This window comes from Rhizobium mesoamericanum STM3625 (assembly GCF_000312665.1).
Classification (GTDB): domain Bacteria; phylum Pseudomonadota; class Alphaproteobacteria; order Rhizobiales; family Rhizobiaceae; genus Rhizobium; species Rhizobium mesoamericanum.
The window spans coordinates 1,041,074-1,066,491 of record NZ_HF536772.1 but is presented as its reverse complement, the minus strand read 5'-3'; the positions used below and the strand labels follow the sequence as shown (position 1 = coordinate 1,066,491).

The window sequence follows — 25,418 nt, the reverse complement described above, 5'->3', positions numbered from 1 at the left end:
ATGTCCGCAAAACCGCCCATTCTTGTCGATCTGAAGTTCGACCCTGACACCATTGCCCGCGTCCTTAAGGCGTCCTTTTTGGACCGCGGCAGCATCAATCTCGCCGATCCCGCAAACAAGGATCGCGATCTGACCGGCATCGACTATGCGCTGCTGTGGAAGCCGGACGCGGATCTTTTCAGCCGCGCCCCCGATCTGAAGGTTATTTTCTCCGGCGGCGCCGGCGTTGATAGTTTCATGAACCTGCCGGGCTTACCTGACGTTCCGATCGTTCGCTTCTCCGACCGTAGCTTGACGACCCGGATGAGCGAATGGGTGGTGATGCAGTGCCTCATGCATCTTCGGCAGCAGCACCAGCATGACAAAGACCAGCGCGCGCGCATCTGGGGCAAGCTGGTTCCGCCTGAAGCGGCCGAGATTACTGTCGGCGTCATGGGGCTTGGCGTGCTCGGACAGGACGCGGCGCACAAGCTGAAGATCATGGGTTTCAATGTCATCGGATGGTCGCGCAGCCGCAAGGAAATCGACGGCATCGAGACGTTCGATCCCGGTCGGACCGACGAGTTCCTGTCTAAGACGGATGTTCTCGTCGGACTGCTGCCGCTAACGCCCGAGACCACTAGCTTCTATAATGCGGCGCTGTTTTCAAAGCTCCGGCAAGGTGGCGCGCTCGGCAAACCGGTGTTCATCAATGCCGGCCGAGGAAAGAGCCAGGTGCAGAGCGACATTGTCGCTGCGGTTCAGGGCGGCATTCTTGGAGGCGCCTCGATTGACGTCTTCTCGGTCGAGCCGCTGCCCTCCGATGATCCGCTTTGGGGGCTTGAGAACGTATTCATCACGCCGCATGATGCAGCGGTATCCGACGAGACCGCCCTTTTCCGGCACGTCGAGCGGGAGATCGCCCGCTACGAGAGGGGCGAGGCGCTGCAATTCGTTGTCGATCGGCAGGCCGGCTACTGACCGCAGGAACCATGCCCGGCGCCATTCGTTTTCCTTCCGGATTAGCAGCGAGCCGGTCACGGCTCGCGCGACACCGAAAGGAGAAAGGCATGGGACGGCAGACGACGGAACCGCGCTGGGAAGAATCGGACGGGAAGCTCCACGCTGAAGAGCAGATCTCGCCGGTCAAGGCGAGGCAAGGCCGCATGGGCACGCGCATTCTTGCAGTCCTGATCGTTGCATTGGCGCTTGCCTTCATCGTTTGGATCCCTGTTGAAATCTGGGGCAAGAAGGAGGCGGCGGACGTCGCTCGGCAGCAACCTGGACAGCAGATCCAATCACAACAACCGGCTCCGGCAGAGCCACCGTCATTGCAGAATGGCAATGCGGTGCCGACCGAGACGCCGCAACCGCCGGCATCAAGTCCCGCGCCGGCTGCCCCGCATGCCCCCGTGCAGTAAGAACGGGCGAACCAGGCGGTTCACAAAGCTCCTGTTGGACAGCTGGCCAGGTGCTTTTCGGTTTGCACTGGACTTTACCTGCTGATTTTTCGATAAGAAGGCGCACGAGCCGGTCTTCGTGCGTCGGCTTATGACGCGATGTGTCCGGTTTGGGAATGGGCGGAGTTCATGGCCAAGACCGATATCGCACGGCGCGTTTACAATCACACCTGGAAGCTCGATCCGATTGTCCGCAGCCTGATCGACACAGACTTCTACAAGCTACTCATGCTGCAGATGATCTGGAAGCTCTATCCTGACGTCAACGCCACGTTTACCCTCATCAATCGCACGAAGCGCGTGCTGCTGGCCGAAGAGATCGACGAGGGCGAGCTGCGTGAGCAACTCGACCATGCGCGTTCGCTCCGCCTTTCCAAGAAGGAGACGATCTGGCTCGCTGGTAACAGTTTCTATGGGCGCGCACAGATCTTTGAGCCTGAATTCCTGGCCTGGTTCTCACATTTCCAACTGCCCGAATACGAGCTGTCGACGCGCGATGGTCAATATGTGCTTGACTTCCACGGATCGTGGAAGGACACGACGATGTGGGAAATCCCGGCGCTCGCCATCATCAATGAATTGCGGTCGCGCTCTGCAATGAAAGCGCTTGGGCCCTTTACGCTCGATGTGCTCTATGCCCGCGCCAAAGCGCGGATGTGGGAAAAGGTGGAGCGCCTGCGCGAATTGCCCGGTCTGCGCATCTCTGACTTCGGCACGCGCCGCCGCCACAGCTTCCTCTGGCAGCGTTGGTGCGTCGAGGCCCTAAAGGAAGGCATCGGCCCCGCGTTCACGGGCACCAGCAACGTCTTGCTCGCCATGGATTCCGATCTGGAAGCCGTCGGCACGAACGCCCACGAACTGCCGATGGTGGCAGCCGCGCTGACGAAGAACGACGCGGAGTTGCGCAGCGCGCCCTACAAGGTTCTGCGCGACTGGAATAAGCTCTATGGCGGCAACCTGCTGATCGTGCTTCCGGATGCCTTCGGAACGGCCGCCTTCCTACGCGACGCGCCGGAGTGGGTCGCCGATTGGACCGGGTTTAGGCCAGACAGCGCGCCGCCGATCGAGGGTGGTGAGAAGATCATCGAGTGGTGGAAGAAGATGGGCCGCGATCCGCGCCAGAAGCTGCTCATCTTCTCGGACGGGCTCGACGTCGATGCGATCATCGACACCTACAAGCACTTCGAGGGCAAGGTGCGTATGAGCTTCGGCTGGGGCACCAACCTCACCAACGACTTTGCCGGCTGCGCGCCAACCGAGATCTCCGGGCTAAACCCGATCTCCATCGTCTGCAAGGTCATCGACGCCAACGGTCGCCCCGCCGTGAAGCTGTCGGACAATCCGCAGAAAGCAACCGGCGACCCGGCGGAGGTTCAGCGCTACTTGAAGTTTTTCGGGACGGAAGATCGCGTCGATCAGGCGGTGCTTGTCTAAGGGATTCCCGCGACACTGGACGGGGGCCGCGCTTGGTCGCGCCGAAACTGGCAAAACCCGGGCACGATCCCCATCTAGGGAAGTGCGGGCGCAAGCGACCGAAGCTTGACACCCATCTTTGACCTGAAAGGAAGATCCAATGACTGTAGAGCGTGCGGTGCTGGCGGGCGGTTGCTTCTGGGGCATGCAGGATCTAATCAGACGCTATCCGGGTATCGTGTCCACGCGCGTCGGCTACACTGGGGGCGAGATTGCCAATGCAACCTATCGCAACCACGGCAACCACGCCGAGGCGATCGAGATCATGTTTGATCCCGCGACGACTAGCTACCGCGACATCCTAGAGTTTTTCTTCCAAATACATGATCCCACGACGCTCAATCGACAGGGAAACGATCTCGGGACGAGCTACAGGTCCGCTATATTCTACGCCAACGACGAACAGCGGCTGACCGCCGAAGACACCATCGCTGATGTGAACGCCTCAGGCCTGTGGCCAGGAAAAGTGGTTACCGAAGTCGCTCCCGTCAGTGATTTTTGGGAGGCGGAGCCAGAGCACCAGGACTATCTGGAGCGCATTCCGAACGGCTACACGTGCCACTTTGTCCGGCCAGGATGGAAGTTGCCGAAGCGCAAGCAAGACACGGCCGCCGTCGGATGAGGTCAGGCATTTCTCGCATTTCGAGCCACCCTTGACCAAAAAGGCCCTGCTCCACAGAGCAGGGCTTTGCGCTTTTCGGACTGGCGGCCGACGAGCAACGCAAGGCCGTGGGCACGTCGCTCTCCACAGCCATCGGCGCGCCGACTTCAAGGGCGAGTTCAAGCTGGGCGACAGCAGGTATTGTTACCCCTGACGATCACCGACCAGGCTTCGCGCTATCTCCTGTGCTGCGAGGCCTTCGAGACGACCCGCGAACGCGGCGTCTTCGATGCCTTCGGGCGAGTCTTTGCCGAGCGTGTGCTTCCGCTTGCCATTCGTTCCGACAATGGCCTGCCGTTTGCCAGCCCGAACGGGCTCTACAATCTCTCGAAACTGTCGGTCTGGTGGCTCAGACTCGGCGTCGCCTTCGAACGCATTCGCCCCGGCCACCCGCAGGAGAATGGCCGCCATGAACGCATGCATCTGACGCTGAAGAAGGAAGCCACCCGTCCGCCCGGACGCAATATTCTCCAGCAGCAAATGCGCTTCGACGCGTTCGTCAGCGAATTCAACACCGAAAGACCGCATGAGCCCTATCGATGAAGGTCCCAGCCGACGTCTACAAGGCTTCGCCGCGACCCTATGAGGGGCTGCCCGAGATCAGCTATCCCTTCCACGACCGCGATGCCATCGTAACCAACTGCGGCCGTCTGTGCATCCATCGCAAGAAGATCAACATCTCAACCGTCATGGCCGGTCAGAGGCTCGGCCTCAAGCAGGTCGACGACGGTATTTGGCTCGTCAGCTTCATGCACTATGATCTCGGATATATCGATCTGGAGCAGAGGACTTTGCAAACCATCAACAACCCGTTCGGCACGAGGTTGTCACCCATGTCTTAGGGACGATCTGTTACCTATGTCTCTGGTCGGACAATCATAGAGATGGCGGACAGAGAGGGATTCGAACCCTCGGTACGCTTTCACGTACACACGCGTTCCAGGCGTGCGCCTTCAACCACTCGGCCACCTGTCCTTTGGCGGTCTGCATCGGCGAAGATGCAAATCGTCGGAACGGCCGCGATATATACCGATGAATTTTTGCCGATCAACCCAAATCTAACAGTTTTTTGACTTCTTCCGGTAAAAGTGCGGCCAAGCCCTCCGTTGCAGTCCCACCCGCCTGTCACTATGTTTTGTTGTGGGTAGCGAATGGTGCGGCTGGTCGGGTAAATACCCGGCGCGTTTGCTAGCCGGAGAGATCGATGCGTTTCCTGTTGCGTTTGGCGAGTCTTGTTGCGCTGGCTGTTGCCGTCATTGCCGGAACGATTGATTCCATTCAATCCGTTGCCGCATCCTCCGTTGTCATCACGCCGATGGGCGACGCCTGGCAGGATCTCAGCCCCTCCTCGCTCGAAATACTGCAATCGTCCATTGCCTACTATATCCATCCGCGCTTTTACACGATCGTCTTCCAGTGGTTGATGCTCCAGCCAGCTTTCGCCGTGTTCCTGGTGCTGTCGCTGCTGCTGTGGATGGCAGGTTACAAGAAGCCGCCGGTGGCCGGCCGATTTGCCGCATAACGAATGCGGCAGCTCGGAATCTGAACGAGATATCGGCCCAGTACGAGCCTGACATCAACCGCCCAACTGACTAGAAAAACCGCGACTCAACGATGATATTGTACAAAAATCAGCCGGTCTGAGTTCATTTTTGGCAATTGCGTCAAATTTTTACCAGTCGAAAAATTTCTCGTGAATTTTTTTTTGAGCCATGCAAGGATGCGCCCAGCCAGGCCTCCGGGGGGAGGTCGGTGGTTCCGCAGACATGCCTGCAACAGGCTTGCGGGAGGACCCAAACAAATAGAAACAACAGGGCTGCAACTCATGAAAAAATCCCTTCTGACTCTCCTGGCCGTGGCGGCAATGTCCACGACGGCGCTGGCCGCCGATGTCAAGCCGGCGCTCGTTTACGGCACCGGTGGGAAGTTCGATAAGTCTTTTAACGAAGCAGCCTTCAATGGCGCTGAGAAGTTCAAGAAAGAAACCGGGATCGCTTACCGCGACTTCGAGCCGACGGGTGACACCCAGGGCGAGCAGGCGATCCGCAACTTCGCAAGCCGCGGTTTCAACCCGGTTATTGCCGTCTCGTTTGCCTGGACCTCGGCCATCGAGAAGGTCGCGGCCGAATTCCCCGACACCAAGTTTGTCATCGTTGACGCTGTTGTCGACAAGCCGAACGTCCGTTCTGTCGTCTACAAGGAGGAAGAAGGTTCCTTCCTCGTTGGCACTCTCGCAGGCCTCGCATCGAAAACCGGAAAGGTTGGCTTCGTGGGCGGCATGGACATTCCGCTGATCCGTAAGTTCGAATGCGGCTATGAGCAGGGCGCGCGCTCCGTCAAGTCCGGCATCGAAGTATTCCAGAACATGACCGGCACGACAGGCGCTGCCTGGAATGACCCGGTCCGTGGCGGCGAACTCGCCAAGAACCAAATCGATCAGGGCGCGGACGTCATCTACGCAGCAGCGGGCGCAACCGGCCTCGGCGTCTTGCAGACGGCTGCCGACAACAAGAAGCTTTCGATAGGCGTCGACAGCAACCAGAACCACCTTCACCCGGGCTCCGTCCTGACCTCGATGGTCAAGCGCGTCGACCTCGCCGTCTACAACGGCTTCAGCGACGTCAAGGCCGGCAAGTTCACGGCCGGTGTTCTCGCACTCGGTGTCAAGGAAGACGGCGTCGCCGCAGCCATGGACGAGAACAACAAGGCTCTGATCACGCCTGATATGCAGGCTGCGCTTGATAAAGCCAAGGAAGGCATCATCGCGGGAACCATCAAGGTTCACGACTACACGACGGACAACGCTTGCCCGAAGTGATCCGTGACTGAGACGGGCGTATGGCGGAGTCGCTTCGCCATACGCCCTTTTCGTATTTGGAGCCTGCTGTGACAGACACGCCCGCTATCGAACTTGTGGGCATCGACAAGAAATTCGGTGCCGTTCACGCCAACAAGGACATCAATCTTACCGTCGCCAAGGGCACGATTCACGGCATCATCGGGGAAAACGGTGCCGGCAAATCGACCTTGATGTCGATCATCTATGGTTTCTACCATGCCGACGCCGGTGAAATCCGCGTCAACGGCAATCCCGTCACCATCAAGGACAGCCAGGCTGCGATCGCGTCCGGGATCGGCATGGTGCACCAGCACTTCATGCTGGTCGACAATTTCACGGTGCTCGAAAACGTCATGCTTGGCGCCGAGGGCGGCGCGCTGCTCGCCAGGGGGGTCTCTTCCGCACGCGCCGAGCTGCGCCGGCTAGAGAAGGACTACGGCCTCGAAGTCAATCCCGATGCATTGATCGAAGAGCTTCCGGTCGGGCTGCAGCAACGCGTCGAAATCCTGAAGGCCATGTACCGCGGCGCCGAGATCCTGATACTCGACGAACCGACGGGCGTGCTGACGCCTGCCGAAGCGGACCATCTTTTCAAGATTCTTCGTGTCCTGCGCGACCAGGGCAAGACCGTCATTCTGATCACCCACAAGCTGCGCGAGATCATGGCAATCACCGACACTGTGTCGGTCATGCGCCGTGGCGAAATGGTCGCGACCCGGAAGACATCCGAAACGACGGTCGAGGAGCTTGCCGAACTGATGGTCGGTCGCCGCGTGCTGCTGCGCGTGCAAAAGGGTGAAGCCAATCCCGGGAAGGTGATCCTGTCGGCCCGCAACCTGACCGTTAAGGACAATCGTGGCGTCACCATGGTCGACAACGTCTCCTTCGATGTCCGCGCCGGCGAGATTGTCGGCATTGCCGGTGTCGCCGGCAATGGGCAGTCCGAGCTACTGGAGGCGATTGCCGGTATTCGCAAGCCGCATTCCGGCGAGATTTTCCTCGACGGTCATCCGATCGACAAGGCCGATCCGGCGCGGCTTCGCGAGCTTGGGCTTGCCCACATTCCGGAAGATCGGCATCACATGGGGCTGGTGCTGAAATTCGAGGAGTACGAGAATTCCGTTCTCGGCTACCATCGCAATCCCGGCTACAGCAAGGGTCCGCTGCTCGACCTCGACGCGATCCGCAAGGACGCGATGGAAAAGATCGAAAAATACGACATCCGTCCGCCGAACCCGCGGCTGAAGACGGCGAACTTCTCCGGTGGCAACCAGCAGAAGATCGTCGTAGCACGCGAAATCGAGCGTGATCCCACGGCGCTGATCATCGGCCAGCCGACCCGCGGCGTCGATATCGGCGCAATCGAATTCATCCACCGCCGGATTATCGAGATGCGCGACGCGGGCAAGGCGATCCTGCTCGTCTCCGTCGAACTTGACGAAATCCGGGCCCTTTCAGACCGTATCCTTGTCATGTTTGCCGGCCATGTCGTCGGCGAGAAGACGCCCGATGCCGGTGAACAGACCCTCGGCCTGATGATGGCCGGCATTGCTGCGTGAGGCCTTGATGAGCACTGCTTCAGTTCCACTTCCAAATTGGATCAACTACGGCCTCATCCCGCTGTTGAACTTATTAGTTGCCTTCCTGATTTCCGGCTTCGTCGTCTGGCTAATCGGGGAGAGCCCGCTTGCGGCCTTGTCGCTGTTGATCGAAGGCGCGCTCGGCAGCGGCGAAGGCATCGGCTTTACGCTCTACTATGCAACAAGCTTCATCTTCACCGGTCTTTCCGTAGCTGTCGCGATTCATGCCGGCCTGTTCAACATCGGCTCCGAAGGTCAGGCCTACCTCGGCGGCCTCGGCTGCGCGCTGGTCGCGCTGGCGCTCGACCACTTTGTTCCGTGGTACGTGACCATGCCGGTGGCGGTCGTCGGTGCAGGCCTCTTTGGTGCCGCCTGGGCCTTCATCCCTGCCTTCCTGCAGGCAAAGCGCGGCAGCCACATCGTCATCACCACCATCATGTTCAACTACATCGGCGCGGCGCTGATGGTATATTTGCTGGTGCATGTGCTGATCGTGCCCGGCAAGATGGCTCCGGAAACCCGGACCTTCCTTGAAGGCGGACAGTTGCCGAAGCTCGGCTGGCTGATGAACCTGTTCGGCGCCAAGCTTGGCGCAGCCCCCTTCAACGTCTCGTTCCTCATCGCGCTTGCGGCCGCCTATTTCGTCTGGCTTCTGGTCTGGCGCACTAAGCTTGGCTTCGAGATGCGAACGCTTGGCGTCAGCCAGAGCGCTGCGGCCTATGCCGGCATCCCCTACGCTCGTATCGTCATGATTGCCATGCTGCTGTCCGGCGCGCTTGCCGGCATGATGGCGCTGAACCCGGTCATGGGATCGTCTGCGCGTCTGCAGGTGGAGTTCGTCGGCGGCGCCGGTTTCGTCGGCATTGCCGTTTCGTTGATGGGGAGAAATCACCCAGTGGGGATCATTTTCTCGGCGATCCTCTTCGGCGTCCTCTACCAGGGTGGCGATTGGATCTCCTTCGAGATGCCCAACATCACGCGCGAAATGATCCTGGTCATCCAAGGTCTCGTCATCCTCTTTGCCGGTGCGCTCGAATACATGTTCCGCCCCGCGATGGTTCGCGTCTACCAACAGTTCAAGGCCGCGTGAGGGGAACGGACGATGGATTACTATGACATCTTCATCAGCGTCCTGAGTTCCACTATCCGCCTGTCGATCCCGCTGATCTTTACGGCGCTGGCAGGTCTGTTTTCCGAGCGGGCCGGCATCTTCGATATCGGCCTCGAGGGCAAGATGCTCGGCTCCGCGTTTGCAGCAGCCTGCGTCGCTTACCTCACGGACTCAGCATGGCTTGGCCTTGGCGCCGGCATCATTTGCTCTGTGGCGCTCAGCCTCGTCCACGGCTTCGCCTCGATCACCAATCGTGGCAACCAGATCATCTCGGGCGTGGCGATCAACTTCTTCGTCGCCGGTATCACGATCGTCCTTGGGGGTGCCTGGTTCGGCCAGGGCGGCCGCACGCCACAGCTAGCTCAGGAAGCACGCTTCGCGCCGATCGTGTTGCCGGGCGCCGATGCCATCCGTGGCGTTCCGCTCATCGGCTCGCTGTATGCGAACGTGATCTCAGGCAACAATGTCCTGACCTACCTCGCCTTCCTCGCGGTTCCGCTTTCCTGGTGGATCCTCTATCGCACGCGCTTTGGCCTTCGGCTGCGCGCCGTTGGCGAGAACCCGGGCGCCGTCGATACGGCGGGCATTTCGGTAAGCTGGCTGCGCTATCGCGCTGTGATGTGCGCTGGTATCCTCTGCGGCTTCTCCGGAACTTATCTGGCGATCGCACAGTCAGCGGCCTTCATCAAAGACATGTCGGCCGGCAAGGGCTACATCGCACTTGCGGCGCTGGTCTTCGCGAAATGGAAGCCGGTGCCCGTTATGTTCGCCTGCCTGCTCTTCGGCTTCCTCGACGCGCTTGCGAACTTTATGCAAGGCAAGCAGGTTCCTCTGATCGGCGAAGTGCCGGTGCAGATTTTCCAGGCGCTGCCCTATATCCTGACCTGCATCCTGCTCGCCGGCTTCATCGGCGTGGCGATTCCGCCAAAGGCGGGTGGTGTCCCCTACACGAAGGAGCGTTGAGAACATGTCCCACGATCTTTTCGAGGCCGCTCGCGGAGCCATGGCCTTCGCTCATGCTCCCTACTCGAAGTTCCCTGTCGGTGCAGCGATCCGCGCCGAGGACGGCAAGGTTTATACCGGCGCCAACGTCGAAAACTTGTCTTTTCCGCAGGGTTGGTGCGCGGAGCCGACAGCGATTAGCGCCATGATCATGGGCGGCGCCAAGAAGATTGTCGAAATGGCCGTGATCGCCGAGAAGCTACCTCTCTGCCCGCCCTGCGGCGGCTGCCGGCAGAAGATCTCGGAGTTCGCCTCAAAGGACACGAAGATCTACCTCTGCGATGAGGTCGGCGTGCAGAAGACGATGACTATGGAAGAGCTTTTGCCATTCAGCTTCGAGACCGAACTCGGATGAGTGTCGCTTTCGATGTCCTTGCCGGTAAACTTGGCGGTCTTTCGCCGCGCGTTGGCATCGTGCTTGGTTCGGGCCTCGGTTCGCTAGTCGGCGAGATGAAAGACGCGCAACGCATCCCTTATCAGGACCTGCCGGGCTTCCCGGTCAGCGCCGTCTCCGGCCATGCCGGAGAAGTCGTCACAGGTTCGCTTGACGGCGTGCCTGTTTTGATGTTGTCCGGCCGAGTTCATTTCTACGAGAAGGGCGACGCCGGCGCGATGCGGCTGCCCATCGAGGTGCTGAGGCAACTCGGCATCGAGACCCTGATCCTGACCAATTCCGCGGGTTCGCTGCGGGACGACATGCCGCCCGGCTCGGTGATGCAGATCAGCGATCACATCAACTATTCCGGGATGAATCCGCTGATCGGCGAGGAAAGCGATCGCCGCTTTGTCGGAATGACCAGTGCCTACGATCCGAGTCTTGCCGACAGGATGCGCAAGGCTGCCGAGAAGCTCGGCATACCCCTGTCACAAGGCGTGTACATGTGGTTTTCCGGCCCGAGCTTCGAGACCCCGGCCGAGATCCGTATGGCCCGTATTCTCGGTGCCGATGCCGTCGGCATGTCGACCGTACCGGAGGTTATTATCGCGCGAATGCTGGGCTTAAGGGTTGCGGCGGCGTCCGTTATCACCAACTATGGCGCGGGCATGACCGGCGGCGAACTGAGCCACGAAGAGACCAAGAATATGGCTCCGCTCGGTGGAGCTCGCCTAGCCGCCATATTGAAGGAAATGATTGCAGGAGAACGCGAACAATGACCAACCATTCCAGCAAGGAAACGGCCGCCGTCGCCCTCTCCCTCCTCGATCTCACCAACCTGAAGGACGATTGCACCGAGGCGCAGATTGACGAGCTGTGCGCCCGGGCGCAGACCCCTTATGGCAACACGGCGGCGATCTGCATCTGGCCGCGCTTCGTCGCCCGCGCTCGCGCCGTACTCGGCACAGCCCATGCGGTGCGGATTGCGACGGTGGTCAATTTCCCCTCGGGCGAGATGGAGGTGGCTGATGTTGCCGCCGAGACTCGCGAGGCGATTGCCGACGGCGCCGATGAAATCGACCTCGTCATCCCCTATCGCAAGTTCATGACCGGTAGCGCCAAGGCCGTTACCGACATGGTTGCCGCCGTGCGTGCCGAGTGCAAGGATCCGATCCTTCTGAAGGTCATTCTCGAGACCGGCGAAATCAAGGACGCGGCGCTGATCCGTCGTGCCTCTGAACTTGCGATTGAAGCGGGTGGCGATTTCATTAAGACCTCCACGGGCAAGGTCTCCGTCAATGCGACCCTGGAAGCGGCCGACATCATGCTGCGGGTCATCCGCCAGAGCGGCCGAAAGGTTGGCTTCAAGCCGGCAGGCGGCATCGGTTCGGTGTCCGATGCAGCGCTTTATCTGAGCCTTGCAGAAACGATCATGGCGCCCGACTGGCCAATACCATCCACCTTCCGTTTCGGTGCCTCCGGATTGCTTGACGACATTCTCGCCGTGCTAAGCGGTGCGCAATCCGCACCCGCCACCGCTTCGAGCTATTGACATGATTCCCCAGGAAATCATCCGCCAGAAACGAAACGGCGGAACGCTTTCCGAAGAGGATATCCAATCGTTTGTTGCCGCACTTGCATCCGGTCAGCTCTCCGAGGGGCAGATCGGCGCCTTCGCCATGGCGGTTTGGTTCAAGGGCATGACGCGCGACGAAGTCGTGGCGCTGACGCTTGCGATGGCGCACTCGGGCGACATGCTGACCTGGACCGACATAGACCGGCCGATCGCCGACAAGCACTCGACAGGCGGCGTTGGCGACAATGTTTCGTTGATGCTGGCACCAATCGCGGCTGCCTGCGGCCTGGCCGTCCCGATGATATCAGGGCGTGGCCTCGGTCATACTGGCGGAACACTGGACAAGCTCGAGGCGATTCCCGGCTATACCATTACCCCGGACGCCATGCGTTTCCGCAAGGTCGTGAAGGATGTGGGCTGCGCCATCATCGGCCAGACCGGAGCCCTTGCGCCTGCCGATGGCAAACTCTACGCTGTTCGGGATGTCACGGCGACCGTCGACTCGATCCCTCTCATCACTGCCTCCATCCTTTCGAAAAAGCTGGCAGCCGGGTTGCAGACCCTTGTACTCGACGTCAAGGTCGGCACGGGCGCATTCATGGCCGAGCCGAGAGACGCAGAGATGCTGGCACAGGCGCTTGTCAATGTTGCCAATAGCGCAGGCGTGAAAACCTCGGCGCTGATCACCGACATGAACCAGCCACTCGCTGACGCCGCGGGAAACACCGTGGAGATCCGCAACTGCCTGGAATTTCTGGCGGGCAGGAAAAAGAATACGCGGCTAGAAACAGCCGTTCTGGCCTTCGCGGCCGAGATGCTAATGAAATCCGGTGTCGCTTCGTCAATTCAGGAAGGTGAGACGAGGGCCGCGGACGCCCTTTCAACAGGCAAGGCCGCCGAAAACTTCGCCCGCATGGTCCACCTACTCGGCGGCCCGTCGGATCTTCTGGAAGAGCCGGATAAATACCTCGTTGAAGCGCCAATAAAGAAGGCGGTTCCCGCGCCTCAGTCCGGTTGGCTTTCCGGCTGCGACGTACGGGAGATCGGCATGACCGTCGTCGATCTCGGTGGCGGACGGCGCCATCCAGACGACAGGATCGATCACCGCGTTGGTCTATCCGACATCCTGCCGCTCGGCACCCATGTCGAGCGAGGTGATCCGATTGCATTTGTGCATGCCGCCACCGAAAATTGGGCAGATGCGGCAATCGCTGCCCTAGCTACCAACTACAGGATCAGCGAAACCCCACCTGCAATCGCGGCTGTCGTTTGCGAGCGCATTGCGGCTATTGCCTGAGACTTAGGGCTTCCCGGTGGGGCTTGAACGACAGCAATTCGCGCCTTCCACTGGGGTAGGAGCGCAGGGGTAAGGTTAACCCTTGGCCGCAGGGGGGGCAAACACGACTTCGGCGGCTATTTCGCAACAAGGCAACCTTTAGATGCCGACGCGGCAAACAAATTCGCCTCTACGATGAGTTCGCCGTTTACTTGCATCGAAATTGCGCAGAATATTAGCGCATGGGAGGAAGCCTTCGGGCCTTCACTCTCTAAAAAATTGCGCCCGAAAGGCATTCCTCCGTTGTCTCAAGGGAGGACTAATCATGAGGCGGACTTTGCTCTACGCGGCGTCGGCTGCGGTACTGTCGTTTGGCGTTACGCATGCATTTGCGCAGTCCGGCGGCGTTGAGAAGGCGGTCGGCGGATATGATTTTGCCGAAGCTGCCAAGGAGGCGCCCGGCACGAAAAACTTCCATTCGGCTGATGGTCATTTGACTTTCGCGATTGTGACGCATACTGCGGGCAACGGCTTTTTTGACCCCGTCTATGTCGGTGCAACCGTTGCCGGCAACATGATCGGCGCCAAGATCTTGCTGCTCGGCTCGGAATCACCGGTTGACGATCCTGCGCGTGAAATCGAGATTCTGAACCAGATCGTTCAGGACCCGACGATCGACGGCATCATTATGACAACGCCGCAGGTCGGCGCGTACAACGACATCGTCACGGCCGCCGAGAAGGCCGGTATACCGATCGCGACAACCAACTCGTTCGACGCGACGATCCTGCATCGCAGTAGCATAAGTCATACAGGGCAGGACGCATCAGCTGCGGCGATCGGGGGTGAGGCGCTTGCCAAGTGCGTGCTTGATAGCGGCGCGACCAAGGGCTCGATACTCCTGCCGTCTTCGACCGCTATGGGCAACATTGAGGTCAACAATCGCGTGACCGCCGCCTTCAACGCCATCGTCAAGACGTTGAAGGATGCCGGCAAGCTCGACGCCTTCAAGGTCGATGCCGGGCCGGAGAATGTTGGTATAGACACAAATCCGAATGACCCCGTCAACGCGCTTGTGTCGCTCTTTGAGTCCCGCGGTGACGCAGTCGGTGCTTTTACAGCCAACAACGTCTTTACGCCGCCGCTCGTGAAAGCGGTCGCACAGATGGGGAAGACTGGCAAGTTCTGCGCCTTTGGGTTCGACCTCGGCCCGGCGCAGCAAGAGGGGATCGCTGCTGGAAACCTCACCGGTTCGCTGGGACAGCAACCCTTCCTGCAGGGCTTCTGGCCTGTCATGCAGCTTTACCTCCAAATCGATCGCGGCATTTCCGCCGCCAACCTGGACACGCGTGCCCAATTGGTGACGAAGGATAACGTCGCAAAAGTCGGCAAGCGCTTCGAGAACTGACCGCTCGGAACGCCTGGAAACCGATGCGGGGGATGGGAAGTCCCTACGCATCGCGACGGCAAGATTGATCGGTGATTGCAATGGCGCCCACGACGACATCGCTAGGCCGAGCGCCACCTCAGCTCGTCGGCGGCTGGGAGGCTGGGCTGCTGATTTTCCTTGCCCTGCTCTATCTCGGTGGAGCTCTCGTTAATCCAGCCTTTTTTGGGTCTACGGAAGCCCTTCTGGCGCTCCTGCGCGATACATCCCGTGTCGGGATCATCGCTGTTGGAATGACCTTTGTCATTGCCAACAAGGATCTCGATCTTTCGGTCGGCTCCACCTATGGCCTGATCGCCGTTGCCTTTGCCAGGCTCTTTGCGTCTGATGTTCTCGACTTCGGCGTCGTCGAATCGGTCATCTTCTGTTTGCTGCTCGGCACGGTGATTGGTCTCTTCAACGGCATCCTTGTAACGATCCTGAGAGTACCTGCCTTCATTGCAACGCTAACGGTACTCTTTATCGGTCGCGGTTTCGTTCTTGCGCTTACGCACGGTCAGGCGATCTACTATTCCGGCAAGGCAAAAGACTATCCGCTCTTCTTCCACCTCGGTGAGAGCAACGCCCTCGGTTTCAATAACCAAATCGCAATCTTCCTTCTGGTCGCCGTCGTCGGTGCCTATGTGCTTGCCAAGACCCGCTGGGGCTATGAGACCTTCGCGACCGGCGGCAACGAGCAGGCTGCGGCCTATGCGGGCATGAACACGCGGTGGGTGCGCATTCGCGCTTATCTGCTCTCATCGCTTTGCGCGACGCTTTCTGCTCTCCTGGCAGCGGCGCAGGACAAGGGTGTCACCCCTCTCTACGGCGTCAGCTGGGAACTTACCGTCATCGCATCTGTCGTCATTGGCGGCGCATCGATCCTCGGCGGCCGCGGCCGCGTCTTCGGGTCCTGTCTCGGTGCCGCTGTTGTTGTCCTGATCGACAAGGTGTTGCGCGAAGGTTGGCCGATTACGCGAACCGTCGTTATCGATGGAGAGAACGTTGCCGTGGGCGCCAGGTTCACCTTACCTGCTGGTGCCGTGCTGGTTTTCCTCGGCCTGCTTCTTGTCACGGCCGTGTTGATCGAACCCTTCCTCATTCGACGCCAGATCGCGGCCCGTTTCTGGGCCTGGCTCCGCGGCCGACCGCCACCGCCGGCCTATGAGACCGGCGGCCTGGCACTGGAGGGTGTGCAGACGAAGGGAGCAATGACGGGCGACATGGCGCTCTCTGCCACCGGGCTTGGCAAGTTCCTCGCGCGACGCGACGCACTGGCCATCATCCTGACCGTGGTGCTCTGGTTGACCGGCTTGGCGCTGAGGCCGGACTACTGGTGGAACTTGCCCAACACCTTCGCGATCCTGCTCAACTATACGGAACTGGCGCTCATTACCGTGGGGCTCACCTACGTCATTGCAGCCGGCGATATCGATCTCTCCGTTGGAGCTGTACTTGCGCTTGCAGGCAGCACCGCCGCCTACTTCCTGAAGGTGCTGGGCGCCGATCCGCTCACCGCCGTGGCGATGGGGCTACTTGCAGGAACGGCTGCCGGCCTCGTCAACGCCGTCGTGACAGTCGGCTTCAAACTGCCCGCCTTTATCGCCACCCTTGGCATGTTCTACATTGCCCGTGGTCTCGCCGCCTGGTTTGTCGCCGGCCAGCAGCTGACCGGCTGGCCGGAAGGCTACAACCTGCTTGGTCGCAAGCTGAACGACGTTCTCCTGCATTTCGACCTTTCGCTGCCTTCGGGAATTATCCGCTCAGTGGCGGAGGTCGTCAGTATCCAGACGATCTTCATGTTTTTCGTCGCCCTTCTCGCCGGCGTCGTGCTTGCCTACACACCATTCGGATTGAAGGTCTGCGCCGCGGGTGGCAACGTCCGCGCGGCCACCTATGCCGGTATCAACACCAACCGCGTGCGTTTCATCTCCCTGATGTTGGCCGCGCTGTGCGCAACCATGGCCGGAATCATCAACGTTGCTTACTTCCGCAGCTTCAACCCGGTTGCCGGCCAGTTCCGAGAGCTTGACGCCATCGCCTCTGTCATCATCGGCGGCGGATCGATCTTCGGCGGCTACGGCACGGTGATCGGCTCGCTTGCTGGTGCAGCCGTGATCACGCTCGTCCGCGCGCTGCTGCAGCTCAATGTTCAGGGCTTCACCATGCCCCAGCACTGGATCAATGTCTTCATCGGGGTCATCCTCATCGTTGCAGTGCTAATCGACATTTGGGTACGACAGGCCAATCTGTTCGCGCGCCTGCGGGCCCGTTTCGCGACCGCAGCACCAACGGGAGAACGCATCCATGGTTGACGCTCAGCCATTACAGCCGATCGTGGAAATGCGGGGCGTCGAGAAGGCATTCGGCGCAGTACAAGCGCTCCGAAAAGTTGATCTCACACTTTATCCTGGCGAGATCCTCGGCCTGGTGGGCGACAACTCGGCCGGCAAGTCGACGCTTATGAAGATCCTCACCGGCGCCTATCAGCGCGATTCCGGCGAAATCCTGGTTGCCGGGCAACCGGTGTACTTCAAGAGCCCGCATGAGAGCCGCGACGCCGGAATCGAGATGATCTATCAGGACTTCGCCCTCTGCGGGAACATGGATGTCGGCCAGAACATTTTTCTTGGCCGCTGGCCGCTCAGGGGCCCCTTAGTTGATCGGCGAAAGATGTATGCCGAGGCGGATAGCGTTTTGAAACGACTCAAGGTCGACGTGAATTCCGTCTATCAGAAGGTCGAGAGCCTGTCTGGCGGCCGCCAGCAATCCGTGGCGATCGCTCGTGCGATCTCTTTCGAGCCGCGCGTCGTGATCCTCGATGAGCCAACCGCCAACCTCTCGGTAATGGCGACAGAACGGCTGCTCGAAACCATGCTGGAGTTGAAGAAACAAGGCGTAGCCCAGATCATCATCTCCCACCGTCTGGTCGACATTTTTGCTGTCGGCGATCGCGTCATGGTTCTCAAGCGCGGTGAGTATGTCGGCGACCGCTATGTCAAGAACACGGACGAGCACGAGGTCTTGGAGATCATCGTATCCGGCACTCGAGAGAGCGCACTGACAGCCGACGAGGCAAGAACCATCCATCGGTGATGACGCCTGGCGTTCAGGAATAATACCGTTACGCCGGGATTCGCTATTGCTTCAGGCTGAGGGATCCATTCGCAACGGAATAGGAAGCAAGCTTGCGCAGGAAGCTCATGCCGACGAGCGTAGAGGAAAGGGCCTCATCCTTTAGGACGAAGGCCTCCACGTCGCGAACGCGGATACCACCGATTTCAACCCTATCCAGTACGACGTGGGCCGCCTTCGTGTTGCCGTTGGCGGTGTTCACCGAGTAGCGGAAATCGAGCTGGTTGCCCGTATAGCCAAGCCGTCGGGCGAAGCTCTCGTTCAGGGCGACGTAAGTTGCGCCGGTGTCGATCAGACCCTGCACCTGTCGACCGTTTATTCTGAAGTCTCCGGAGTAGTGTCCCTGGGCATCGGCCTGCAGGCGCATTGTGCCGACATTGGCGGGGCTGGCAGGCAGCTGCTCAGTGGCGCCAGTCGCGATGTTTACCGAAGCGGTTGGTTCGTTGCCGGGTTTTCCGACAAGGGACGGTATCTGCGTTGCAAGCACCGCAGCAAGGCTTGCAAAGATGACGGTACGCACGAGCATCGGGACAGAAATCCTTCCTGTATAAACCCCGCGTCATGCGTGGCCATGTTTACAGGTGCTACGCGATAATTGCTGACAAGTTGCTAATGCCGACCATTGCAAATGGCCCGGCAAGCGTCTCCGGGCCATTGCTGCTTCGATTTAGTAAACGGATTGCGAATTATTTCGTGCCGTACATGCGATCGCCGGCGTCGCCAAGACCGGGCACGATATAGCCCTTCTCGTTCAGATGGCTGTCGATCGAGGCCGTGAATACGGGAACATCTGGATGTGCTTCGCGGAAGTTCCTGATGCCCTCGGGAGCGGCGAGGAGGCAGAGGAAGCGGATGTTGCGCGCTCCCCGCTCCTTGAGCTTGTCGATCGCGGCAATCGAGGAATTACCGGTCGCAAGCATGGGATCGACGACGATGATCAGGCGCTCGGCGACGTCCTCCGGAGCCTTGAAGTAGTATTCAACAGGCTGCAGCGTCTCGTGATCGCGGTAAACGCCGATATGCGACACGCGCGCCGACGGCACGAGATCGAGCATGCCTTCAAGAAGGCCGTTGCCGGCGCGCAGGATCGAGGCGAAGACAAGCTTCTTGCCTTCGAGAATTGGCGACTCCATCGTCTGCAGGGGCGTCTCGATGGTCTCCATTGTCAGCTCCAGATCGCGGGTCACTTCGTAACAGAGCAGCGTGGATATTTCGCGCAGGAGCCGACGGAAACTTCCGGTCGATGTCTCCTTGCGCCGCATGATCGTGAGTTTGTGCTGCACAAGCGGGTGATCGATGACCGTTACGCCGTCCATAGCCGAGCCCTTTCAGTCGTTGTTCTTATCGGATGTTTCTTCCATGGAAATTGCCTCCACCGCAAGAGCGGAGGCAATTTTGCAACGCTGATCCCCAGGGCGTCGATCACATCCGGGCAAAAAGCGCTTGGCGCGTCGCCTCGTCGACGAAGGCTGCCTCGATACCGGTTCGAGTCATCTCATCAATTGCTGCGTCGCTGAAGCCAAAGGCATCGGCGGCCAATTCGTATTCACGCTTCAGCGACGTGTGAAAGAACGGCGGGTCATCCGAACTGATTGTGACGCGTATGCCGGCGTCCTTGAGTTTTCGCAGCGGATGCGATGCGAAATCCGGAAAGACCTTCAGCGCGATATTGGAGCCGGGGCACACTTCCAACACCGTTCCGAGATCGGCGAGCCGCTTAACAAGATCCAGGTCCTCTATCGCTCGCACACCATGCCCGATACGCGATGGCCGAACATCGTCAAGCGCATCGGCGACGCTGTAGGCTCCGCACACTTCGCCAGCATGGATGGTGAGGCCGAGCCCCGCATCGCGTGCAATGTCAAAGGCACGTGCATAATCGGCGACCCTGCCCATGCGCTCCTCGCCAGCAAGATTGAAGCCCGTAATGAGCGGGTTCCTTGCCCCGGCCGCGTATTCGGCGGCGCCAATGACACTTTCCGGGCCAAAATGGCGTTCCCCGGTGACGATCAGACGTGCCTCGATGCCGCTTTTTGTCTTCGCGCGACGAATTCCTTCACAGACACCCTCGATATAAGCGTCGGCACCAAGCCCGATCCGCTTGCCATGATCTGGAGATACGATTAGCTCGCTGTAAATGGTTCCGATCCCGGCGAGCTCCTGAAGATAGGTCTCGGTCAGCAGCGCATAGTCCTCCTCGGTCTTGTAGACCTCGGAGACCTTGTCGTAGCACTCCAGAAAGCTCGCAAAGTCGTGCCAGACATAGGCGCCATCCGCGAGATAGGGGCTGATGTCGATGTTATATTTCCGGGCCTGCGCCAAGGTGAGCGTCGGCGGCGCGGCACCTTCCAGATGACAGTGCAGCTCGACCTTCTTCAAATGCGATGTCATAGAAAGCTTCTCCCGTGCGCCCCTGGTGGAATGCGCAGATGCCGAGCGATCGTCTCGCCGATGTCCGCATAGGTAGCGCGTATGCCGATATCGCGAGAAAGCAGCCCCGGGCCGTAGGCAATGATCGGTACCCGTTCGCGCGTGTGATCCGTGCCGCGCCACGTCGGATCGCAGCCGTGGTCGGCCGTCAGTATGACAAGATCGCCAGGCTTCAGCTTGCCGCCCACTTCCGGCAGTCTGGAATCAAATGCTTCCAGGGCGGCGGCATAGCCCGCTACATCCCTGCGGTGGCCATAGACCATGTCGAAATCGACAAAATTTGTGAAGACCAGGTCACCATCCTCGGCGATATCCATGGCTGCGAGACTGGCGTCCATCAACGCCTCGTTGCCATTCGCCTTGACTACTCGGGATATCCCTTTATGCGCAAAGATGTCACCGATCTTGCCAATGGCATGGACCTTGCGACCTTCCTTGATCAACCGGTCGAGAAGTGTCGGCTCCGGTGGCGGCACTGAGAAGTCGCGGCGGTTTCCGGTCCGCTGAAATTTGGAGGCAGTCTCCCCGACAAACGGCCGCGCAATGACGCGGCCGATGTTGTAGGGATCTAGCAGCGCCCGCGCGATCGTGCAGAAGGTCATGAGCCTGTCGAGGCCGAAATGCGTCTCGTGAGCGGCAACCTGGAAGACCGAGTCGGACGAAGTGTAGCAAATCGGCTTTCCAGTCCGGATGTGCTCTTCGCCATGCCGGGCAATGATATCGGTGCCAGAGGCGTGACAGTTGCCGAGAATCCCCGAAACATCGGCGGCCCTGCAGAGCGCCTCGACGAGCTGTGGCGGAAATGCTTCGCCTTCGGCAGGAAAGTAACCCCAATCGAATGTTACCGGCGTCCCCGCAATCTCCCAGTGGCCAGATGGCGTGTCCTTCCCGCGGGAAACTTCACTGGCGGAGCCGAACGTCGCATAGACCTTCTCCGGCACCGGCATCCCCATGGGGAAACGTCCCGATGCGGCCTTGGCGAGATGGACAAGGCCGAGAGCCGACATGTTCGGAAGCTGGAGTGGGCCGGAACGCAACCCATCACGATCCCCAGCGCCTGCCGCGCAGAATTCCGCGATGTGTCCAAGCGTGTTAGCCCCCTCGTCGCCGTACGCCCCAGCATCCGGAGCACCACCAACGCCAAAAGAATCCAGAACGAAAAGAAAGGCTCGCGCCATACTCCACCTAGCGACAGAATTTGACGGCCTCGTCAGGGGCCGCTGCTGCTCAAGCCTTATAACGGCAGGGCGCGCTTGGCAAACCGGCATTCGGCTTGATCAGCAATCGCTGCAAGTAACAGTATCGCTCGCACGTGGAAGGTAGAAGTAACTGCGGCTGATGGTGATTGTGCTGTTGTTCGGTGCCAAGTTCGGCGCAAACAGGAAGAGCTTGTAGGGAACGCTGAGCTCTGTACGAACCAGAAAGATGTTGGCTTTCTTCATATCGGCAGGCACTGTTGTCACAGAATTCACCGCATAGGGACGAGTCCCATTCTGCGCCCAGGACCATGCCACCTTCGGGTTCCCAGTCCCATCCAGCGCAATGCCCGTGATCTTGATCGTAAGGCCGGTCGAGCCATAAGGAACGAACACTGCGGAAGCGACCGAGGGCATATCGGCAAGCCAGGACTTGGTTACGCTTTTCTGTTGCGTCACGACATCGGTGATCATGCCCGCCGCCCGGCTGGCACGCTTGCTCATGCTGAGACCAATCGTGATCTCGAATGCACCGATATAAAGCATCACCAGAATCGGAAACAGGATGGCGAACTCGATCGCGCCAACGCCTTGCCGGTCGCCGACAAAGCGTTTTGTCAGCCGATGAAGCCGTATCGAAATTCCGCGACCTTTCATCAGGGATACTGCTCGTTCTGGAAGGCTGCGGTTGCGACGATCAGGAAGTATGACGAAGAACCATCGGTGGGGCGGACATTCGTAATATAGGGTCGTATTAGGTCGGTGATGACCTGCCAGCGGTAGTAGGCCCGAACCATATTGATCGTGCCAGAGCCGCCGGGAAGATACTTGAAGGCCGAGGTCTTGATGTCCGCGTAGGCGCTGGTTGACGTCCGGGGTATCGTTGTGGGGATGGCAGCAAAGGTGCTGAAGTTCTGCACATCGACAAACAGCTTGCTCGGCGTCGCAGCCTCCGTCGAGGAGCACTTTATCAGAATGGAAATCTCACTGCAGAGCTCCGTTCGGAATGCCGTTAGATCAGTGTTCGCAGGTGTGATCTGCCCGGTCCGCATCTTGCGGCTCATCGTATCCACAGCATTCGACATGAGCTCCTCGCCGGCGAAGGCGATGAATGTCTCGATGATCGCAAAGACGACCAGGAAATAGGGGATGGCAAGGAGCGCAAATTCGATCGCGGCCGACCCGTCGCGCGAGCGTGCAAACTCGGTTAAACGCAGCCTTTCCCGGCGGCGGAGACGGGAGGCCGCGTCCGCTGCTTCATCCGTTTCCTTCATGGCCTGTACCCGGGACAGCTTCGACTACACTCTTTTAGAGCGCGATCGTTGATTTTCCGTTTCAAGCAGGGTCGGAAGTTTAGCGGACGTTCGCAGCGCAACCTGGCAGCTATCATTGAGCAGCCGCTGTAGTCTCCGCCCCCTGCTGGCTGTGTTGCTCGCAATTCGGGGTGCAGGAAAGGACCGAGCGCTCCGTCTGGCGAAACACCCGGACGGTGTTTGCCTCATCAATCGAGACAAGAATGCTCTCGTCCAGAATTGCATTGCCGTCCGCATCGAGCAGCACCAGATTCGTCGTTCCGAAACTGCGGCCGGTCAAGACGATCGTTTTCGAATCAGCAACGGTCGCATCCGCGACCTTGGCGTTTCCCACGATGACTTTGCTGACCGCGCGATCAAGCTTCAAAACACGGGCCTGATCCATATAGACCCGCAGCATGTTCTGCTGCGCTAGCGCGGAGTCACAGAGGCCGAGGGTGGCAAGAAAGCTGGCCAGGATGATCCTCTTGCCGCTCGGTGACATTTTGGCTCTCTTTCAAGGGTTAAAGCGATTTTTGCCAAACAGAATGAGAAGAAATGGTGAATGAAGCTTTAACTCCGCTTCGTTTCATCCAGAGAAGTGCACATCGCTTCGATTAAAACGCAATCACGCGCTACCACGGAGCCTCCCATTCTTCGCGACGATGCATGTATTTAAGCCCCAAAAACCCAGGCGCACGCATGCTTTTCTAGAATTTTAGCTAGCGACGCAAGAATAGAGTTACCATGTTTGGGCGGCGATCGATGTTTACGAAGTAGTAACCCAACTGCTTAATTTGATGGAAACAGGCAATCGGTAAATTGTGGCAATCCGATCAACGGCAACAGTTGGCGGACGTGCTGAACATCAACTGGAGTTAGGAGTTACCATGACCAAGCTTGTTAGCCGTTTTCTGAAGGACGAATCCGGCGCGACCGCAATTGAATATGGCCTGATCGCAGCGCTGATCTCCGTCGCGCTCATCACAGGTGCAACCGCACTGGGCAGCAAACTGAACAACGTCTTCTCAGGCATATCGACGAAGATGAACGACGCTTGCAACACCGGCGGCGTCACCTGCTGATGGCAAGTCGCCTTTGAGAAGAAAAGCCGTCCTGACGCGCTCAGGACGGCTTTACATTTTGTTCGGCTAAATGGGGGTCCGTCATGACTGCCAGCGTCATCATTACCGTCTTTCCGATGTGCCTAGCGTTTGCCGCGGTGATGGACATGTTAACGATGACCATCCCGAACAGAATCTCGGTTATACTATTGCTGTCATTTCTTTGGCTGGCCCCCTTCGTGGGCATGGATTGGCAGACGTTTGGTTATCATCTATTCGGCGGCGCCGTCGTCTTTGCCGCCTGTTTTGTGTTCTTCGCCCTGAATGTCATGGGCGGGGGAGACGCCAAGCTGCTGACCGCGGCAGCCGTATGGTTTGGCTTTGGACAGCCTCTTTTAGAGTTCATCGCCTACGTCGGCGTCGTGGGCGGCCTGTTAACCATGGCTATTCTGGCAGTGCGAACGCAAAGCGCTGTTATCACGACGATTGGCCTGCGAGTGCCCGATTCACTATTTGTGACCAAGAAAATTCCCTATGGCATTGCAATCGCAATTGGCGGGTTTATCGCCTTTCCCTCGTCGCCGCTCTTCATTGCAGCACTTGAAGGGCTTAAGTAACGGCAAGGTAAGCCTCCGTTAACTTAAAATCGAAGGCTTTTATTAACTATAATTACACCAATTGCGGGCCATTCTCCGGGTCGAATATTGCGAATCCCGAGGAAGTTCGATGAGACCCGCCCGCCTGATGATACTTGGAGTGGCTGTTGTGGCAGCCGGCCTTGCCGGTGTGCTGGCGATGAGCCTTGCGGGCCGCGGTTCCGTGGTCACCCAGGTTCAATCGGTCGTCGAGAAGGAGCCGACGGTCAAAGTCCTCGTCTCCAGTGCCAATTTGCCGGTTGGGGCACGATTGGACGATAAGGCGGTTCACTGGATGGGCTGGCCGCAGAGTGGCGTCGTCCAGGGCTTTATCACCGAAGCCGATAAGCCCGACGCGCTGAAAGATATGCAGGGCGCCGTCGTTCGCTTGCCGATCTTCGAGGGCGAACCGATCCGCGCGGAAAAGATCGCGGACTCGAACAGCCGCATCATGTCCTCACTTCTGCCTTCTGGAAAGCGTGCAGTTGCAACGGAAATCTCGGTCTCCACGGGTGCCGGTGGCTTCATCCTACCAAACGACCGCGTCGACGTCATCATGGTCCGCAAGGCAAAGGATGGCGACAAGTACCTGACCGAGACGGTGCTGAACAATGTGCGCGTGCTCGCAATCGACCAGCAGATCCAGGAAAAGGAAGATGGCTCCAAGGCCGTGGTCGGAACGACAGCCACGTTGGAACTCACCCCCGATCAAACAAAGGTACTGGCCGTCGCGCAACAGATGGCCAACCGGCTTTCGCTGGCACTGCGTTCCGTCGCCGACGCGCAGGAACAGGATACCAGCGCTGCCGACTACCTTCTCAGCGGCGATAACGGCAGTGCCCTCGTCCAAGTCATCAAATCAGGCTCGATCGTCACTGACAGCAGCGCGCCGAAGGCCGAGTAAAGG

The 25,418-nt window shown here is 59.2% G+C and carries 26 protein-coding genes, 1 tRNA gene and 1 pseudogene; 20 read left to right on the top strand and 8 right to left on the bottom strand.

Translation table 11 applies throughout. From position 1 onward, the window contains the following. The 5 genes and pseudogenes from BN77_RS05140 to BN77_RS35650 all read left to right on the top strand — a co-directional run. A complete protein-coding gene (locus BN77_RS05140; RefSeq protein WP_007529175.1) occupies positions 1 to 960 on the top strand; it encodes a 2-hydroxyacid dehydrogenase in 960 nt (319 codons plus the stop codon). A gap of 89 nt (positions 961 to 1,049) precedes the next feature. Then, positions 1,050 to 1,400, top strand: a complete 351-nt coding sequence (locus tag BN77_RS05135; RefSeq protein ID WP_007529173.1) for a hypothetical protein — start codon at positions 1,050 to 1,052, stop codon at positions 1,398 to 1,400. Positions 1,401 to 1,568: 168 nt separating this feature from the next. Beyond that, positions 1,569 to 2,873 (top strand): nicotinate phosphoribosyltransferase, encoded by a 1,305-nt coding sequence (gene pncB / locus BN77_RS05130; RefSeq protein WP_007529171.1) that lies wholly within the window; start codon positions 1,569 to 1,571, stop codon positions 2,871 to 2,873. A 139-nt stretch (positions 2,874 to 3,012) separates the two neighbouring features. Further along, entirely contained in the window at positions 3,013 to 3,534 is a 522-nt protein-coding gene (gene msrA / locus BN77_RS05125; RefSeq protein WP_007529169.1) for a peptide-methionine (S)-S-oxide reductase MsrA, read from the top strand. Positions 3,535 to 3,673: 139 nt separating this feature from the next. Beyond that, positions 3,674 to 4,415, top strand: a pseudogene (locus BN77_RS35650) (integrase core domain-containing protein); the annotation flags it as partial. Between the two features lie 43 nt (positions 4,416 to 4,458). On the opposite strand, the gene BN77_RS05115 reads toward BN77_RS35650, so the two are convergent. Further along, a tRNA-Ser gene (locus BN77_RS05115) sits at positions 4,459 to 4,548 on the bottom strand. A 229-nt stretch (positions 4,549 to 4,777) separates the two neighbouring features. Here BN77_RS05115 and BN77_RS05110 point away from each other — a divergent pair. The 12 genes from BN77_RS05110 to BN77_RS05055 all read left to right on the top strand — a co-directional run bounded on the left by BN77_RS05110 (position 4,778) and on the right by BN77_RS05055 (position 17,855). After that, on the top strand, positions 4,778 to 5,095 hold the full coding sequence (locus tag BN77_RS05110; protein WP_007529163.1) for a hypothetical protein: 318 nt from the start codon (positions 4,778 to 4,780) through the stop codon (positions 5,093 to 5,095). A 303-nt stretch (positions 5,096 to 5,398) separates the two neighbouring features. Further along, a complete protein-coding gene (locus tag BN77_RS05105; protein ID WP_007529161.1) occupies positions 5,399 to 6,391 on the top strand; it encodes a BMP family lipoprotein in 993 nt (330 codons plus the stop codon). Positions 6,392 to 6,459: 68 nt separating this feature from the next. Beyond that, complete coding sequence (locus BN77_RS05100) at positions 6,460 to 7,971, top strand: ABC transporter ATP-binding protein (protein WP_040677582.1); 1,512 nt, start codon at positions 6,460 to 6,462, stop codon at positions 7,969 to 7,971. Between the two features lie 7 nt (positions 7,972 to 7,978). Beyond that, the gene (locus tag BN77_RS05095; protein ID WP_007529157.1) at positions 7,979 to 9,082 is read left to right on the top strand and encodes an ABC transporter permease; all 1,104 of its coding nucleotides are present in this window, start codon (positions 7,979 to 7,981) and stop codon (positions 9,080 to 9,082) included. A 12-nt stretch (positions 9,083 to 9,094) separates the two neighbouring features. Beyond that, on the top strand, positions 9,095 to 10,066 hold the full coding sequence (locus BN77_RS05090; protein ID WP_007529155.1) for an ABC transporter permease: 972 nt from the start codon (positions 9,095 to 9,097) through the stop codon (positions 10,064 to 10,066). A gap of 4 nt (positions 10,067 to 10,070) precedes the next feature. Further along, the gene (locus BN77_RS05085; RefSeq protein WP_007529152.1) at positions 10,071 to 10,460 is read left to right on the top strand and encodes a cytidine deaminase; all 390 of its coding nucleotides are present in this window, start codon (positions 10,071 to 10,073) and stop codon (positions 10,458 to 10,460) included. Continuing rightward, a complete protein-coding gene (locus BN77_RS05080; RefSeq protein WP_007529150.1) occupies positions 10,457 to 11,260 on the top strand; it encodes a purine-nucleoside phosphorylase in 804 nt (267 codons plus the stop codon). Before BN77_RS05085 ends, BN77_RS05080 begins: the two co-directional genes overlap by 4 nt. Further along, positions 11,257 to 12,033 (top strand): deoxyribose-phosphate aldolase, encoded by a 777-nt coding sequence (deoC, locus tag BN77_RS05075; RefSeq protein ID WP_007529147.1) that lies wholly within the window; start codon positions 11,257 to 11,259, stop codon positions 12,031 to 12,033. The genes BN77_RS05080 and deoC overlap by 4 nt, the downstream gene beginning before the upstream one ends. Position 12,034: 1 nt before the next feature. Then, positions 12,035 to 13,354, top strand: coding sequence for a thymidine phosphorylase (deoA, locus tag BN77_RS05070; protein WP_007529145.1), 1,320 nt, complete (start codon positions 12,035 to 12,037; stop codon positions 13,352 to 13,354). A gap of 304 nt (positions 13,355 to 13,658) precedes the next feature. Beyond that, a complete protein-coding gene (locus BN77_RS05065; RefSeq protein WP_007529143.1) occupies positions 13,659 to 14,741 on the top strand; it encodes a substrate-binding domain-containing protein in 1,083 nt (360 codons plus the stop codon). Positions 14,742 to 14,821: 80 nt separating this feature from the next. Then, complete coding sequence (locus BN77_RS05060) at positions 14,822 to 17,074, top strand: ABC transporter permease (RefSeq protein WP_007529141.1); 2,253 nt, start codon at positions 14,822 to 14,824, stop codon at positions 17,072 to 17,074. Next, on the top strand, positions 17,067 to 17,855 hold the full coding sequence (locus BN77_RS05055; protein WP_007529139.1) for an ATP-binding cassette domain-containing protein: 789 nt from the start codon (positions 17,067 to 17,069) through the stop codon (positions 17,853 to 17,855). Before BN77_RS05060 ends, BN77_RS05055 begins: the two co-directional genes overlap by 8 nt. A gap of 43 nt (positions 17,856 to 17,898) precedes the next feature. Here BN77_RS05055 and BN77_RS05050 read toward each other — a convergent pair whose 3' ends face one another. The 7 genes from BN77_RS05050 to BN77_RS05020 form a co-directional block, all read right to left on the bottom strand. After that, positions 17,899 to 18,420, bottom strand: coding sequence for a TIGR02281 family clan AA aspartic protease (locus tag BN77_RS05050; RefSeq protein ID WP_007529136.1), 522 nt, complete (start codon positions 18,418 to 18,420; stop codon positions 17,899 to 17,901). A gap of 160 nt (positions 18,421 to 18,580) precedes the next feature. After that, the gene (gene upp, locus BN77_RS05045; protein WP_007529134.1) at positions 18,581 to 19,210 is read right to left on the bottom strand and encodes a uracil phosphoribosyltransferase; all 630 of its coding nucleotides are present in this window, start codon (positions 19,208 to 19,210) and stop codon (positions 18,581 to 18,583) included. A 106-nt stretch (positions 19,211 to 19,316) separates the two neighbouring features. After that, entirely contained in the window at positions 19,317 to 20,285 is a 969-nt protein-coding gene (locus tag BN77_RS05040; RefSeq protein ID WP_007529132.1) for an adenosine deaminase, read from the bottom strand. Next, positions 20,282 to 21,502 carry a phosphopentomutase gene (locus tag BN77_RS05035; protein ID WP_007529130.1) on the bottom strand — a complete coding sequence of 407 codons (1,221 nt, stop codon included), beginning with the start codon at positions 21,500 to 21,502 and terminating at the stop codon, positions 20,282 to 20,284. The genes BN77_RS05040 and BN77_RS05035 overlap by 4 nt, the downstream gene beginning before the upstream one ends. Positions 21,503 to 21,601: 99 nt before the next feature. Continuing rightward, on the bottom strand, positions 21,602 to 22,177 hold the full coding sequence (locus tag BN77_RS05030) for a TadE/TadG family type IV pilus assembly protein (RefSeq protein ID WP_007529129.1): 576 nt from the start codon (positions 22,175 to 22,177) through the stop codon (positions 21,602 to 21,604). Further along, on the bottom strand, positions 22,177 to 22,794 hold the full coding sequence (locus tag BN77_RS05025; protein WP_007529127.1) for a TadE/TadG family type IV pilus assembly protein: 618 nt from the start codon (positions 22,792 to 22,794) through the stop codon (positions 22,177 to 22,179). The genes BN77_RS05030 and BN77_RS05025 overlap by 1 nt, the downstream gene beginning before the upstream one ends. A 112-nt stretch (positions 22,795 to 22,906) precedes the next feature. After that, positions 22,907 to 23,317, bottom strand: coding sequence for a pilus assembly protein N-terminal domain-containing protein (locus BN77_RS05020; RefSeq protein ID WP_007529126.1), 411 nt, complete (start codon positions 23,315 to 23,317; stop codon positions 22,907 to 22,909). 385 nt (positions 23,318 to 23,702) lie between these two features. On the opposite strand from BN77_RS05020, the gene BN77_RS05015 reads away from it, so the two are divergent. The 3 genes from BN77_RS05015 (at position 23,703) to cpaB (ending at position 25,415) form a co-directional block, all read left to right on the top strand. Further along, entirely contained in the window at positions 23,703 to 23,897 is a 195-nt protein-coding gene (locus tag BN77_RS05015) for a Flp family type IVb pilin (RefSeq protein ID WP_007529125.1), read from the top strand. Positions 23,898 to 23,980: 83 nt separating this feature from the next. Then, on the top strand, positions 23,981 to 24,493 hold the full coding sequence (locus tag BN77_RS05010) for an A24 family peptidase (protein ID WP_007529124.1): 513 nt from the start codon (positions 23,981 to 23,983) through the stop codon (positions 24,491 to 24,493). 109 nt (positions 24,494 to 24,602) lie between these two features. Further along, positions 24,603 to 25,415: a Flp pilus assembly protein CpaB gene (gene cpaB, locus BN77_RS05005; RefSeq protein WP_007529123.1), complete on the top strand. Its 813-nt coding sequence runs from the start codon at positions 24,603 to 24,605 to the stop codon at positions 25,413 to 25,415. The last annotated feature ends 3 nt before the right edge of the window (positions 25,416 to 25,418 follow it).